We start from the raw sequence: 13,257 nt of genomic DNA, 5'->3' as shown, positions 1-13,257 counted from the left end.
CCGCAAACCCGAGAGGATTCCGCATGCCCCTGGCCACCTTGAACCGCCGACGTTTCACCCAGCAGGCCGCCGCGTTCGGGATGCTGGCATGGCCGGGCCTGTCGCTGGCCCAGGCCCCGGGCTTCTGGGCCTTGCTGCGCGAAGGAGGCTGCGTGCTGCTCATGCGGCATGCCCAGACCGAACCTGGCGTGGGCGACCCGCCGAACTTCACGATTGGCAATTGCAGCACCCAGCGCAACCTGAGCAAGGAGGGTCGCGAACAGGCGCGCCGGGTGGGCCAGGCCTTCGTTCGCGAGCGTGTGAAGCTCGACCAGGTGCGCTCCAGCGCCTGGTGCCGCTGCGTGGACACCGCCATGCTGGCGTTCAAGCAGAACACGGTGTGGCCACCCATCAACTCGTTCTTCGGCACCGACACGCGCGACGAACAGACGCGCGCGGTGCTTGACGCGGTGCAGGGCTGGCAGGCGCCGCGCAACCTGGTGCTGGTGACGCACCAGGTCAACATCACCGCACTCACCGGCCAGGGTGTGGCCATGGGCGAGATCCTGCTGACCCGCCCCGCGAAAGAAGGCAGTGGCACGCAACTGCGCGTGCTCGCCCGCCAGACCTTCTGATCTGGTGCAAGCCCGGCCGCGGCCCCCGGGCTACGATGGCGGGCGAACCCTTCCCACCCCATCCCCATTCACAGGAGACCCCCATGTCCTCACCACGCGAAGTTCTTGTCGTCAGCGCCGTGCGCACCGCCATCGGCACCTTTGGCGGCAGCCTGAAAGACCAGCCACCCACCGAGCTGGGCGCGCTCGTGGTGCGTGAGTCGCTTGCCCGCGCCGGCGTGGGCGGCAAGGATGTGGGCCACGTCGTGTTCGGCCACGTGGTCAACACCGAGCCGAAAGACATGTACCTCTCGCGCGTGGCCGCCATCAATGGCGGTTGCGCCGAAGGCACGCCCGCGTTCAATGTCAACCGCCTGTGCGGCTCGGGTCTGCAGGCCATCGTCTCGGCCGCGCAGGGCATCCAGCTGGGCGACACCGACGTCGCCATCGGCGCCGGCGCCGAGTGCATGAGCCGCGCGCCCTTCGCCAGCCTCAACATGCGCTGGGGCGCACGCATGGGCGACACCAAGATGGTGGACATGATGGTCGGCGCGCTGCACGACCCCTTCCACACCATCCACATGGGCGTGACCGCCGAGAACATCGCCGCCAAATGGGGCATCAGCCGCGAGGACCAGGACAAGCTGGCCGTGGAAAGCCACAACCGCGCGCAGCGCGCCACCGAGGCCGGCTACTTCAAGGACCAGATCGTCCCCGTCACCCTCAAGAGCAGGAAGGGCGAGCAGGCCTGGGCCACCGACGAACACTTCCGCGCCAACGCCACGCTGGACGACATGGCCAAACTCAAGCCGGTGTTCCTGAAGGAGAACGGCACCGTGACCGCCGGCAATGCCTCAGGCATCAACGACGCGGCCGCCGCCGTGGTGCTGATGGAGGCCGGCGCGGCCAAGGCGCGCGGCGCCAAGCCACTGGCCCGCCTGGTGGCCTATGCGCACGCCGGCGTGGACCCGAAATACATGGGCATCGGCCCGGTGCCGGCCACGCAGGCGGTGCTGAAGAAGGCCGGCCTGACGGTGAAGGACCTGGACGTGATCGAGGCCAACGAAGCCTTCGCCGCCCAGGCCTGCGCCGTCACGCGCGACCTGGGCCTCGACCCGGCCAAGGTCAACCCCAACGGCTCGGGCATCTCGCTGGGCCACCCCATCGGCGCCACCGGCGCGCTGATCACGGTGAAGGCGATCCACGAGCTGCAGCGCGTGCGGGGCCGCTACGCACTGGTGACGATGTGCATCGGCGGCGGGCAGGGCATCGCCGCGATCTTCGAGCGGGTATGAAAGAACGCCACCTCGCGCGTTGCGTCAGAAGGAGCCATGCCCCAGTCACTCGATCCTGCCGAGGAAGCCGAGTGGCTGGCGCGCGCGCCGGTGACACCGCCGCCTTCGACCGGCTGGTGGCTCCCCGTCGCCGCCAGTTGCACGCCCATTGCTACCGCATGCTGGGCTCGCCCTTCGATGCCGACGACGCGCTCCAGGAGACGCTGTTTGCCGCCTGGCGCGGGCTGGCCGGCTTCGAGTCGCGCAGCGCGCTGGGCACCTGGCTCCACCGCATCGCCACCCATGTGTGCCTGCGGCTGATTTCGCAGCGCCCGCGGCGCATCACCTCGCCGGACCATGGCGCGCCGCTGCAGGCCACGGCCGAGCTGGGGGAGCCGGTGACCGGACCGATGTGGCTGGAACCCTTGCCCGATGACGATGGGATCGGCGGCCATGAAGATCCGGTCACCACGCTGCAACGCCGCGAATACGTGGCGCTTGCCTTCGTGGCCGCGCTGCAGCATCTGCCGGGTACGCAGCGCGCGGTTCTGCTGCTGCGCGAAGTGCTGGGGTATTCGGCGGCCGAAACGGCCGCCATGCTCGACACCTCGGTCGCGTCGGTGAACAGTGCGCTGCAGCGCGCGCAGAAATCGGTCAGGGAGCGCGTGCCGGTGGCCAGCTTGCAGCCCCCCGGTGAACAGCGCCTCGACGCCCTGCTCCAGCGCTTCATGAGTGCCTGGGAGCGCCGCGACATCGACGCCATGGCCAGCCTGCTGGCCGAGGACGCCCGATTCACCATGCCGCCGCTGCCAGCCTGGTTCAGCGGCCGCCGCTTCACCTTGAGGTTCTTCGATGAACGCGTGTTCCAGACGCCGTGGCGCTTGCAACCCCTGAGCGGCAATGGCCAACCGGGCTTTGCCTGCTACATGAAACAGACCGGCGACGACCGCTTCCGGCCGGGCGGCGTGGTGCTGCTGCGCCTGCGCGATGGGCTGATCGCGTCCATTGACAGCTTCATCGATCCGGACATCTGCCGGCGTTTCGGCATGTCCGACGAACTTGTCTGAGGAAACCACTGCCACGACCGATGAGTTGGCCCCGCGCCCTGTCTCCAAAGAGATGACACGCACCGGATGGCCCGGCCGCGTGGATCAACCCCAGGAGACTTTCGTCATGTCCAGACTCATCGTCAGCATCCTCAGCTCACTCGACGGCTACTGCGCCGGCCCTGGCGGCACACTCGCCGACCTGCCGATGGGCGCCGCCTTCGACGTTCACAATCTGGACCTCTTGCGCCACGCGGGCACATTGCTCTTTGGCGCCACCACCTTCCCGATGTTCGAGGCCTATTGGCCCAAGGTCGACCGCGGGCCCGGCAGCGACCCGGTGCAGCGCGAGATCGCCGAACGCGTGGCGGCAGCGCGCAAGCTGCTGGTCAGCGACCACCTGGCCGTGCGCCCCGACTCTCCGTGGGCCGATATCGACGTGATTTCCCGTGCCCAGGCCCCGACGCGCATCGGCCAGCTGAAGGACGCGCCCGGCCCCGATCTGCTGATCTACGGCAGCCACCTGCTCTACAGCAGCCTGCTGGCGCACGGCCTGGTGGACGAGTTGCACCTGCTGGTGGGCAACGTACTGCTGGGCGGGGGCGTGCCCACTTTCGAGCTCGGTCAGGTGCAGCACTGGGCCTTGCGAAGCCAGCGCCGCCTGCCGGACTCGGACACCGTGGCATTGCACTACGACTGTCGACCGCGGTAAACGCGCCACCGGGTCGGTGCATGGGTGGCTCAGCCGCCCTGGAATCCGCCCGCGCGACAGGTCACCACGAGCGTGTCGCGCCAGCCCAGGGCGTCGTCCTGCAGCGGCTGGATCGGCGTGCTCTCGTGTATCACGCGCGCATCATCCAGCAGCAGCAGGGACCAGGGCTCGCGCAGCGTGAAGCGCTGTCCACCCGGACCGTTGGCCTCGAACACGCGGCTCTCGCCGCCCTTGATGGCGTGGCGCGCCACCATGAACACGGCCACCAGGTCCACGCCGTCCCGGTGAGCGCCCTCGGGCGTGGGGCGGCCGATGCCGTCGGTGGTGTCGATGCGGAAGGGGTGCGCCTCCACGAACCAGGGCTGCGCGCCGCGCAAGGCGCTGGCCGTTTCGCCCAGTCGCACCAGCAGGCGGCGCCACACCGGCTGCGCCACCACCTCGGGTTCCATGGGGTCGAACCAGCGCTGCATGCCACCGTGCAGCGCGTTGTATTCCAGCGGCTGCCAGTGCGCGCGGTGCGGTGACTGTTCGACTCGCTCGCCTTCCACCACGAAGCAGCTGTGACGCCGGCTGCGGTAGCGCCCGCCGTCCTTGAGGTAGGCGTCGGCCGGGAGGTGGTCCCAACCCGCGTGCAGCGCGGCGAGCTCGGCAGTCGTGGCGGGCAACCAATCGGTCACGGTGGCTGCGCTCAGCAGCGCAAAACCGTTGGTGTTCAGGGCGCCGTGCAGGTCGGACAGCGGCACGTAAGGGGGCTGGAATTCGCTGGTCATGAGGCTGGCCAGTGTAGCGGCGCACCATCAAGCCCATGGCCCCGGGGCCTTGGTGTGGCGCGCGTTTGCGCTGGATCAACGCGCCAGGGCCAGAGTGCTGCCAAGCTTCATCCATGCCTGCCGGAACAGGCGCAAGGGGAAGACGATGGACATCGCAGAATGGTCGGACGCGCTCAGACTGGACTTCGATCCGCTGGATGCGCTCAACCGCAAACTGATCGAAGACCTGGCCCGCGCGCAGCGCGCCGGCAATGACGACCTGCTGCTGGCCTGGGGCGAGCTGGTGGCGCACGTCACCACCCATTTCGGGCAGGAGGACCGCTGGATGCGCACCACGGGCCACGGCCAGTCGGAGGCACACGCGCTCGAACACCGGGTGGTGCTGAACCTGCTGCGCGAGGGTCTGGCGCAGGCGCGCAACGGGCAGCTGGCACCCGCGCGGCAGATGGCGCGCGAGCTGGGTGCCTGGTTCTTGCGGCACACACAGTCCTTCGATGCCGCCCTGGCCCTGCACCTGCGCAGCCACACGCCCGCCTGATGCCGGCGCAAGCCACCCACCCACGAGGTGGCGCGCCATCCCCCGAGGAGACGCCACCATGAACGACGATCCGCCACCGCCTTCGGTGTTCGACCTGCCCCTGGCCTCGCTGCGCGCGGGTGACCCGCTGCGCTGGCTGCGCCTGGGCTGGGCCGACTTCGTGCGCTGCCCGCGCATCGGCCTGTTCTATGGCCTGTGCTTCTTTCTCATGGGCCATGCGCTGCTGGCGGTGTTCCAGGCCGCGCCGGCTTACGTGCTCGCGCTCTCCGCGGGTTTTCTGCTGATGGGCCCGTTCCTCTGCCTGGGCCTGTACGACGCCAGCCGCGCGCTGCAGGCCGGGCGCGCGCCGTCGCTGCGCGCCTCGCTGCTGGCCTGGCTGCCCACCAAGGGCACCATGGCGATCTTCGCGGGCGTGTTGCTGGTGCTGGAGATGCTGTGGGGCCGCGCCTCGCTGGTGGTGTTCGCGGTGAGCTTCAACAACCTGCCCGGCAGCAGCTCCCTGCTGGCCCAACTGCTCGCCCCCGAGAACCTGGGCTTCCTGATCACCTACACGCTGGTGGGTGGCATCTTCGCCGGCCTGATCTTCGTGACCAGCGCCATCGCCATCCCGATGATCCTGGACCGCGAGGTGGACGCCATTTCGGCGGGCCTGACCAGCATCCGCGCCTGCCTGCAGAACCCGGGCGTGATGCTCGGGTGGGGCGCGCTGATCACCGGCCTGGTGGTGCTCGCCATGCTGCCCTGGTTCCTGGGCCTGTTCGTGGTCGGCCCGCTGCTGGGCCACGCCACCTGGCACGCGTACCGGCAGATCGTGCCGGCGCCGGCCTGAGCCTCAGGCGTTGACGTTCACCACCAGCCGCCCGCGCACGCGGCCGGCGAGGATGTCGGCGCCGGCGGCGATGGCATCGCTCAGGCCGATTTCGGTTGTCATCGCCTTGAGTTGCGCGCGGTCCAGCTTCTTCGCCAATGCATCCCATGCGGCTTCGCGCCGGGCCATCGGCGCCATCACGCTGTCGATGCCATACAGGGTGATGCCGCGCAGGATGAAGGGAGCCACGCTCGCGGGCAGGTCCATGCCCTGGGCCAGGCCGCAGGCCGCGACCGCACCGCCGTAGCGCGTGCTGGCGCAGGCATTGGCCAGTGTGTGGCTGCCCACCGAATCGACCACGCCGATCCAGCGCTCCTTCTGCAGCGGCTTGCCGGGGGCGCCCAGCTCGCCGCGATCGATCACCGCCGCCGCGCCCAGCGACTTGAGGTAGTCGGCCTCCTGCGGCCGGCCGGTGGACGCCACCACCGTGTGGCCCAGGCCCGCGAGCAGCGCGATCGCCACGCTGCCCACGCCGCCACCCGCGCCCGTGACCAGCACCTCGCCACTGCCGCTGGCCACACCGGCCTCGGTCCAGTGCTTCTGCAATGCCATCACGCACAGCATGGCCGTGTAACCCGCGGTGCCCAGCGACATCGCGTCGCGCTCGCTGAGGGTCTCGGGCAAGGCCACGAGCCAGTCGCCCTTGACACGCGCCATCTGCGCCAGGCCGCCCCAGTGCCCTTCCCCGACACCGAAGCCATTGAGCAGCACGCGGTCACCCACCTTCCACCGGGGGTGGTCGCTCTGCGTCACGGAGCCTGCGAAGTCGATGCCGGGCACCATCGGAAAACTGCGCACCACGGGCGCCTTGCCCGTGATGGCCAGGCCGTCCTTGTAGTTCACGGTCGAATGGTCGATGCGCACCGTCACGTCGCCGCTGGCGGGCAGTTGCGCTTCGTCAAGCTGCGCGAGGTCGCAGCGGTAGCCCGATTCGGGTTTGGTGATCAGGAGGGCGTTGAACATGGAAAGGCTCCTAGGAGGTTGTCGTGACGGGCGCCCCGTCGCGCCACAGGCGCAGCGTGAACCACCATGCCAGCAAGGCGTCGATGAACGCCATCAGGCTCAGGACCAGCCGCAAGCCATCGGGCGGATCGGCGATCTGAAGGAACAGCACGATGCCCGAGGACAGCAGCTGCAGAACCAGCATGAGCCAGAACAGACCGCGGCGCGGCTGCCAGAGGCGGCGAAAGGCTTCTGCGATGGAAGGCATGCGCTCATTGTGCCCCTTCGGCCTTGCTAGCTTCCTGCTCCTGCAGCAGGCGCCACATCACCTTGCCGCTGCCGCTCTTGGGCAGGGCGGCGACGAACTCGACCGTGCGCGGGCACTTGTAGGCGGCCATGTTCTCGCGGCACCAGTTGATCACGTCCTGCTCGCTGGTGCTGCCGCGCGCGGCTTCGCGCAGCACCACCACGGCCTTCACGCTTTCGCCGCGGTAGGCGTCCTGCGTGGCGATCACGCAGGCCTCGGCAATGGCGGGGTGGCGGAACATCAGCGCCTCCACCTCGGCGGGCCAGACCTTGAAGCCGCTGGCATTGATCATGCGCTTGAGGCGGTCGGTGATGAAGAAGTAGCCGTCCTCGTCGACACGGCCCAGGTCGCCCGAACGGAAGAAGCGCTTGCCTTCGAACGTGATGAAGGCGGCTTCGGTGGCCTCGGGGCGCTTCCAGTAGCCGTCGAACACCTCGGGGCCGTGGATGATGATCTCGCCCGATTCGCCCTGCGGCATCTCCTGCAGGGTGATCGGGTCCACCACGCGCGCCTCGGTGCTCAGGAAGGGAATGCCGAGGCATTGCTGCTTGGGGTGGTCGGGCGGGTTGTTGTGCGAGGGCGCGGCGGTCTCGGTCAGGCCATAGCCTTCCGAGTAGCGCAGGCCGTACTGCTCCAGCAGGCGCTGCGCCACCGCCTGCGGCATGGCCGCACCGCCACCGCCGACCAGCACCAGGCTGGAGAGGTCGTACTGGTCGAAGCGCGGGCTGGCCAGCAGGTCGATGATCATCGTCGGGATGTTGGTCCAGTGTGTGACGCGCCAGCGCGAGATGAGCTGGCCCGCGAGGTCGCGGTCCCAGCGCGGCATCATGACCATGGTCGCGCCGATGTACACCGCCGCGTGCATGCCGGCCACCATGCCGGTGATGTGGAACATCGGTACCACCAGCAGGCCGACATTTTCCGAGGTGCTGCCGGTCCACTGGCCCACGGCCACGGCGTTGTGCATCACGCTGCGGTGCGGGTGCATGCAGCCCTTGGGCAGGCCGGTGGTGCCGCTGGTGTAGGGCAGCACGGCGAGGTCGTCCGGCCCGCGGTTGTGCGCGGGCGCGCTGGCGGTGCAGGCCAGGGCTTCGGCCCAGTCGCTCACGCTGCCACCGGGCAGCGCGGGTATGGCGTGGCGCGCGCCCAACCAGTCGGCCCAGGCCGGTGGAATCTCCGCCTGCGGGCCGATGGCGTCGCTGTAGTGCGAGACCACGAGGTGGCGCAGGCGCTCGCCTTCGGGCACCTCGCTGTTGGCCTTGAGCAGCTCACCCGCAAGGTCGGCCGCGGCAATGGCCACGCGCGCGTCGGGGTCTGTGACGTAGTGCTTGAGCTCCTCGGCCCGGTTCATCGGGTTGACCGGCACCACCACCGCGTTGGCGCGCAGGATGGCGAAGTGCGCCACCACCCATTGCGGGCAGTTCTGCATCAGCAGGATCACGCGGTCGCCGTCCTGCACGCCCTGCTGCCGCAGGTGCGCCGCGAGGCGTTCGGCCTGGTCGTGCAGCTCGCGGTAGGTGAACACGCGGTCGAAGAACACCAGCGCGGGCTTGTCGGGGTAGCGCAGCGCGCTCACCGCCAGGTTGTGCCACAGCGAGGTGGCCGGCGGATGGATGCGATGCGGCAGGCGCGTGGGCCAGAAACGGTGGTGTGCCCATGGGTCGGGCAGGGGCGCCGTGCTGGCGGGCGCACGGTCGGCGGTGGTGGTGCTCATCGCTTGTCTCCGATGTTCTTGAGGTCCGGCGAAACCAAGCATACGGGCCGCGTCCGAGAACGCACATCGCACTTGTCGCGCCCGGGACGATCGACGCCGGCGGCGGTGGCACGGAACCTGCGACACCGCACAGGCCGGTGTCCACACGGGGGTCCAGCGGGATCGTGACATGAAATATTTGCATGCCTTTCCCACGTAAACCCCGATCCCCCCTCCAAAAGGGCAGGGATACATTGGTTGCGCCCCAGGCACGCACCCAACAGGTGCGCGCCCCTGCCGGGCTGATGCACTTCCACTACACGAACGGAGAGACCCGATGAAGATGAGTTCCAAGACATTCACCGCCGTGGCCCTGAGCGCGGTCGCCACCCTCGTCAGCCTGCCCGCGCACGCCGGCAAGGACCTCGATGCGATCAAGAAGCGGGGTGAACTGATCTGTGGCGTCAGCACCGGTCTGGCCGGCTTCTCCGCCGCCGACAGCCAGGGCAAATGGAGCGGTCTGGACGTGGACGTGTGCCGCTCCGTGGCCGCGGCCGTGCTCAACGACTCCACCAAGGTGCGCTACGTGCCCCTGAATGCCGCGCAGCGTTTCACCGCCCTGCAGTCCGGCGAGGTCGACCTGCTGCCACGCAACACCACCTGGACGCTCACGCGCGATGCCTCGCTGGGCCTGCACTTCACGGGTGTGAATTTCTACGACGGCCAGGGCTTCATGGTGCCCAAGAGCCTGAACGTCAAGAGCGCCAAGGACCTCAAGGGCGCCACGGTGTGCGTGCAGGCCGGCACCACCACCGAACTGAACATGAGCGATTACTCGCGCGCCAACAACCTCAACCTGCGCCCGATCGTGTTCGCCGAGCTGGCGGCCACCAACGCGGCCTACTTCGCGGGCCGCTGCCAGGCCTACACCACGGACGCCTCGGGCCTGGCCTCGATCCGCTCGAAGGAAGCGGCCAAGCCCGACGACCACATGATCCTGCCCGAGCTGATCTCCAAGGAGCCCCTGGGCCCGGCGGTGCGCCGTGGCGACGATGAGTTCTTCGCCATCGTGAAGTGGATCGGCTACGCGCTGCTGGAGGCCGAGGAACTGGGCATCACGGCCGCCAACGTGGACGCCATGAAGAAGGACAGCAAGAACCCGAGCGTGATGCGCCTGCTGGGCGGCGGCACCGAGGACACGGGCAAGCTGCTGGGCCTGGACAAGGACTGGGCCGTGCGCGCCATCAAGGCCGTGGGCAACTACGGCGAGAGCTACGAGCGCAACATCACCCCGATCGGCCTGCCGCGCGGCGTCAATGCCCTGTGGAACAAAGGCGGCCTGATGTACCCGATGCCCATCCGCTGATCGCGCGACACGGGCTGACAACGCCGGCTTGGAATTCCTGCCGGCGTTGTCGCATCTGGGGCCAGTGAGCACCCGACCTCCCACAGGAGACCACATTGAACGCCGCCACCAAACCTCCACGGCCCGCCTGGTCGTGGCGCAGCCGCGCCGCGCGCGGCCTGATCTACCAGGCTGTCGCCCTGATTCTCATCGGGCTGGGTGTCTGGTTCCTGGCGCACAACACCCAGGAAAACATGCGCATCCGGGGCATCCAGAGCGGCTTTGGCTTTCTCGGTGATGCCGCCGGATTCGACATTGGCGAGACCATGATCGAGTACAGCCCGAGCCAGACCTACGGCAAGGCCATCTGGGTGGGCGTGCTCAACACACTGCGCGTGGCCGTCATCGGCATCATTCTCACGACCATCCTGGGTGTGCTGCTGGGCGTGGGGCGGTTCTCGCGCAACGGCCTGGTGCGCGGCATCTGCTACGGCTACGTCGAAATCTTCCGCAATGTCCCGGTCCTGCTGCAGATGCTCATGTGGTACCTGTTCTTCGTCGAGGTGCTGCCGGTGCCCGGCGAGGCGTGGAACGTTGCCAACCTGTTCTACCTGAGCAAGGACGGCTTCGCCTTTCCCCGGCCTCTGCAGGGCACGGGCTACCTGGTGATGCTGGCGGGCCTGGTGGCCGGCGTTCTGCTGGCCTGGGTGTGGCGCCGCTGGGCGCTGCGCGAGTTCGAGAAAACCGGCCGCCTGCGCAAGCCGGGCTGGCCCACGCTGGGCATCGTGCTCGGTGGCACCCTGCTCGGCTGGCTGGCCGGCGGCATGCCCACGCAGTGGGCCGTGCCCGAGGCGGGGCGCTTCATGATCGAGGGCGGCGGCAGTGTCTCGCCCGAGTTCATGGCCGTGCTCATCAGCCTGACCATCTACACCGCCGCCTTCGTGGCCGAGGTGGTGCGCGGGGGCATCCAGTCGGTCAGCCTGGGCCAGAAAGAGGCGTCGGCGGCGCTGGGCCTGGCGCCCCGGCAGACCATGAACCTGGTGGTGCTGCCCCAGGCCATGCGCGTGATCATTCCGCCGCTGACCAACCAGTACCTCAACCTGACCAAGAATTCCTCGCTGGCGGTGGCCGTGGGCTACCCCGACGTGGTCTCGATCGCCAACACCACCCTCAACCAGTCGGGGCGCGCGGTGGAGTGCATCGCCATCATCATGCTGGTGTACCTCACCACCTCCCTGTCCACCTCAGCGTTCATGAACTGGTACAACCAGCGCATGGCCATCAAGGAAAGGTAGCCCCATGCCGGATACCTTCGTGCCCATCGCCCCGCGCCCCTCGCCGGTGCGCACCAGTGGCTTCGTGCCCTGGATCCGCACCAACATGTTCGGTGACCTGCGCAGTAGCATCACCTCGGTCTTTCTGATCGCGCTGGCGGCCTACCTGCTGCCGCGGCTCTACAGCTGGGGCCTGGGCAACGCGGTCTTCAGCGCCAGCGCCGAGGCCTGCCAGAGCGTGCGCGGCGCTGGCGCCTGCTGGGGCGTGGTGACGGAAAAGTACCGCCTCATCCTGCTCGGGCGCTATCCGTTCGAGGAGCACTGGCGCCCGGTGCTGGCCACCAGCCTCATGGTGGCCGGGCTGATCGTCAGCTGCATCCGCGTGTTCTGGAAGCCCTGGCTGGCCGCGATGTGGGTCGCCATCATGGTTGTCTTCTTCGTCCTCATGGGGGGCGGCGTGCTCGGCCTCACGCCGGTGCGCACCGACCTCTGGGGCGGTCTGCCGCTCACGGTGCTGCTGGCCACGGTGTCCATCTTCCTGGCCTTTCCGCTGTCCATCGCGGTGGCGCTGGGGCGGCGCAGCAACCTGCCGGCCATCCGGTCGGCCTGCATCATCTACATCGAACTCATCCGCGGCGTGCCACTGATCTCGGTGCTGTTCATGGCCTCGTTCATGTTCCCGCTGTTCATGCCGCAGGGCGTCACCATCGACGTGCTGGTGCGCGTGGTGGTGGGCATCACCCTGTTCGCGGCGGCCTACATGGCCGAGATCATCCGGGGCGGGCTGCAGGCGATTCCGAAGGGGCAGCTCGAAGCCGCCGACACGCTGGGCCTGAGCTACTGGCAGACGCAGCGAAAGATCGTGCTGCCGCAGGCGCTGGCCATGGTGGTGCCCAGCGTGATGAACAACTTCATCTCGATCTTCAAGGACACCTCGCTGGTGACCATCGTTTCGATGTACGAGCTCACCGGCGCGCTGTCGCTGGCACTGAACTCCGACGTGAACTGGCGCCCCTTCAAGATCGAGGCCTACCTGTTCATCACCGTCGTCTACTTCATCTTCTGTTTCGCCATGTCCCGCTACAGCCTGTGGGTCGAGAAGCAGCTCTCCACCAGCAAGGCGCGCTGAAAGAACAACATGACTGAATCCATCATCCGCTTCGACAAGGTCAACAAGTGGTACGGCAACGACTTCCACGTGCTGCGCGACATCGACCTCGACGTCGCCCGTGGCGAGCGCATCGTCATCTGCGGCCCCTCGGGCTCGGGCAAGTCCACGCTGATCCGCTGCATCAACCGCCTTGAAGAGCACCAGCAGGGGCACCTGACGGTGGACGGCATCGAACTCACGGACGACATCAAGGCCATCGACCAGGTGCGCAAGCAGGTCGGCATGGTGTTCCAGCAGTTCAACCTGTTCCCGCACCTGACCGTGCTGGAGAACCTCACGCTCTCGCCCATGTGGGTCGGCAAGATGCCCAAGAAGGAGGCCGAGGAACGCGCCATGGCGCAGCTCGAGCGCGTGCGCATCGCCGAGCAGGCCGCCAAGTACCCGCTGCAGCTCTCGGGCGGTCAGCAGCAGCGCGTGGCCATCGCCCGCGCGCTGTGCCTCACGCCCAAGATCATGCTGTTCGACGAGCCCACCTCGGCGCTCGACCCGGAGATGATCAAGGAAGTGCTGGACGTGATGATCGAGCTGGCCAACCAGGGCATCACCATGATCTGCGTGACGCACGAGATGGGTTTCGCCAAGGCGGTGGCCGACCGGGTGATCTTCATGGACCAGGGTCAGATCGTCGAGCAGAACACGCCGGAGGAATTCTTCAACCACCCGAAGAACGAACGCAGCCGCGATTTCCTCTCCAAAATTCTCGGGCATTGAGCTGTCTTGCATC

14 protein-coding genes are annotated in these 13,257 nt (G+C 68.1%); 10 read left to right on the top strand and 4 right to left on the bottom strand.

Annotated features, from left to right (window positions below; all coding sequences use genetic code 11):
• Positions 1–23: 23 nt before the first annotated feature.
• The 4 genes from AB7P10_RS06765 (at position 24) to AB7P10_RS06750 (ending at position 3,625) form a co-directional block, all read left to right on the top strand.
• Positions 24–614 (top strand): histidine phosphatase family protein, encoded by a 591-nt coding sequence (locus AB7P10_RS06765; protein WP_428293068.1) that lies wholly within the window; start codon positions 24–26, stop codon positions 612–614.
• An 83-nt stretch (positions 615–697) separates the two neighbouring features.
• Complete coding sequence (gene bktB, locus AB7P10_RS06760) at positions 698–1,888, top strand: beta-ketothiolase BktB (protein WP_428293067.1); 1,191 nt, start codon at positions 698–700, stop codon at positions 1,886–1,888.
• A gap of 71 nt (positions 1,889–1,959) precedes the next feature.
• On the top strand, positions 1,960–2,934 hold the full coding sequence (locus AB7P10_RS06755) for an RNA polymerase subunit sigma-70 (RefSeq protein ID WP_428293066.1): 975 nt from the start codon (positions 1,960–1,962) through the stop codon (positions 2,932–2,934).
• 106 nt (positions 2,935–3,040) lie between these two features.
• On the top strand, positions 3,041–3,625 hold the full coding sequence (locus AB7P10_RS06750) for a dihydrofolate reductase family protein (protein ID WP_428293065.1): 585 nt from the start codon (positions 3,041–3,043) through the stop codon (positions 3,623–3,625).
• 29 nt (positions 3,626–3,654) lie between these two features.
• Here AB7P10_RS06750 and AB7P10_RS06745 read toward each other — a convergent pair whose 3' ends face one another.
• A complete protein-coding gene (locus tag AB7P10_RS06745; protein ID WP_428293064.1) occupies positions 3,655–4,395 on the bottom strand; it encodes a 2OG-Fe dioxygenase family protein in 741 nt (246 codons plus the stop codon).
• Between the two features lie 145 nt (positions 4,396–4,540).
• On the opposite strand from AB7P10_RS06745, the gene AB7P10_RS06740 reads away from it, so the two are divergent.
• Positions 4,541–4,933 (top strand): bacteriohemerythrin, encoded by a 393-nt coding sequence (locus AB7P10_RS06740; RefSeq protein WP_428293063.1) that lies wholly within the window; start codon positions 4,541–4,543, stop codon positions 4,931–4,933.
• 58 nt (positions 4,934–4,991) lie between these two features.
• The gene (locus tag AB7P10_RS06735) at positions 4,992–5,762 is read left to right on the top strand and encodes a DUF2189 domain-containing protein (RefSeq protein WP_428293062.1); all 771 of its coding nucleotides are present in this window, start codon (positions 4,992–4,994) and stop codon (positions 5,760–5,762) included.
• A 3-nt stretch (positions 5,763–5,765) separates the two neighbouring features.
• On the opposite strand, the gene AB7P10_RS06730 is transcribed toward AB7P10_RS06735, so the two are convergent.
• Genes AB7P10_RS06730 through AB7P10_RS06720 form a run of 3 tightly spaced genes read right to left on the bottom strand, consistent with a single transcriptional unit; the run spans position 5,766 to position 8,764 of the window.
• The gene (locus AB7P10_RS06730) at positions 5,766–6,764 is read right to left on the bottom strand and encodes an MDR family oxidoreductase (protein ID WP_428293061.1); all 999 of its coding nucleotides are present in this window, start codon (positions 6,762–6,764) and stop codon (positions 5,766–5,768) included.
• A 10-nt stretch (positions 6,765–6,774) separates the two neighbouring features.
• The gene (locus AB7P10_RS06725) at positions 6,775–7,011 is read right to left on the bottom strand and encodes a hypothetical protein (RefSeq protein ID WP_428293060.1); all 237 of its coding nucleotides are present in this window, start codon (positions 7,009–7,011) and stop codon (positions 6,775–6,777) included.
• A gap of 4 nt (positions 7,012–7,015) precedes the next feature.
• Positions 7,016–8,764, bottom strand: a complete 1,749-nt coding sequence (locus AB7P10_RS06720; RefSeq protein WP_428293059.1) for a long-chain fatty acid--CoA ligase — start codon at positions 8,762–8,764, stop codon at positions 7,016–7,018.
• Positions 8,765–9,086: 322 nt separating this feature from the next.
• On the opposite strand from AB7P10_RS06720, the gene AB7P10_RS06715 reads away from it, so the two are divergent.
• From AB7P10_RS06715 to AB7P10_RS06700, 4 genes are all read left to right on the top strand, one after another.
• On the top strand, positions 9,087–10,109 hold the full coding sequence (locus tag AB7P10_RS06715) for an amino acid ABC transporter substrate-binding protein (protein ID WP_428293058.1): 1,023 nt from the start codon (positions 9,087–9,089) through the stop codon (positions 10,107–10,109).
• A gap of 95 nt (positions 10,110–10,204) precedes the next feature.
• The gene (locus AB7P10_RS06710; protein ID WP_428293057.1) at positions 10,205–11,383 is read left to right on the top strand and encodes an amino acid ABC transporter permease; all 1,179 of its coding nucleotides are present in this window, start codon (positions 10,205–10,207) and stop codon (positions 11,381–11,383) included.
• Between the two features lie 4 nt (positions 11,384–11,387).
• Positions 11,388–12,491 carry an amino acid ABC transporter permease gene (locus tag AB7P10_RS06705; RefSeq protein WP_428293056.1) on the top strand — a complete coding sequence of 368 codons (1,104 nt, stop codon included), beginning with the start codon at positions 11,388–11,390 and terminating at the stop codon, positions 12,489–12,491.
• A 9-nt stretch (positions 12,492–12,500) separates the two neighbouring features.
• The gene (locus AB7P10_RS06700) at positions 12,501–13,244 is read left to right on the top strand and encodes an amino acid ABC transporter ATP-binding protein (RefSeq protein WP_428293055.1); all 744 of its coding nucleotides are present in this window, start codon (positions 12,501–12,503) and stop codon (positions 13,242–13,244) included.
• Positions 13,245–13,257 lie beyond the last annotated feature (13 nt).

This window comes from Hydrogenophaga sp. (genome assembly GCF_050182545.1).
In the GTDB taxonomy this organism is placed as follows: domain Bacteria; phylum Pseudomonadota; class Gammaproteobacteria; order Burkholderiales; family Burkholderiaceae_C; genus Hydrogenophaga.
This window is presented reverse-complemented; position numbering and strand designations above follow the sequence as displayed.

Bases quoted from the DNA above. Each gene is read 5' to 3' on its own strand.
- AB7P10_RS06750 (WP_428293065.1), top strand. From the start codon at position 3,041: ATGTCCAGACTCATCGTCAGCATCCTCAGCTCACTCGACGGCTACTGC.
- AB7P10_RS06720 (WP_428293059.1), bottom strand. From the start codon at position 8,764: ATGAGCACCACCACCGCCGACCGTGCGCCCGCCAGCACGGCGCCCCTG.
- AB7P10_RS06730 (WP_428293061.1), bottom strand. From the start codon at position 6,764: ATGTTCAACGCCCTCCTGATCACCAAACCCGAATCGGGCTACCGCTGC.
- AB7P10_RS06765 (WP_428293068.1), top strand. From the start codon at position 24: ATGCCCCTGGCCACCTTGAACCGCCGACGTTTCACCCAGCAGGCCGCC.
- AB7P10_RS06740 (WP_428293063.1), top strand. From the start codon at position 4,541: ATGGACATCGCAGAATGGTCGGACGCGCTCAGACTGGACTTCGATCCG.
- AB7P10_RS06715 (WP_428293058.1), top strand. From the start codon at position 9,087: ATGAGTTCCAAGACATTCACCGCCGTGGCCCTGAGCGCGGTCGCCACC.
- AB7P10_RS06705 (WP_428293056.1), top strand. From the start codon at position 11,388: ATGCCGGATACCTTCGTGCCCATCGCCCCGCGCCCCTCGCCGGTGCGC.
- AB7P10_RS06745 (WP_428293064.1), bottom strand. From the start codon at position 4,395: ATGACCAGCGAATTCCAGCCCCCTTACGTGCCGCTGTCCGACCTGCAC.
- AB7P10_RS06700 (WP_428293055.1), top strand. From the start codon at position 12,501: ATGACTGAATCCATCATCCGCTTCGACAAGGTCAACAAGTGGTACGGC.
- bktB (WP_428293067.1), top strand. From the start codon at position 698: ATGTCCTCACCACGCGAAGTTCTTGTCGTCAGCGCCGTGCGCACCGCC.
- AB7P10_RS06735 (WP_428293062.1), top strand. From the start codon at position 4,992: ATGAACGACGATCCGCCACCGCCTTCGGTGTTCGACCTGCCCCTGGCC.
- AB7P10_RS06725 (WP_428293060.1), bottom strand. From the start codon at position 7,011: ATGCCTTCCATCGCAGAAGCCTTTCGCCGCCTCTGGCAGCCGCGCCGC.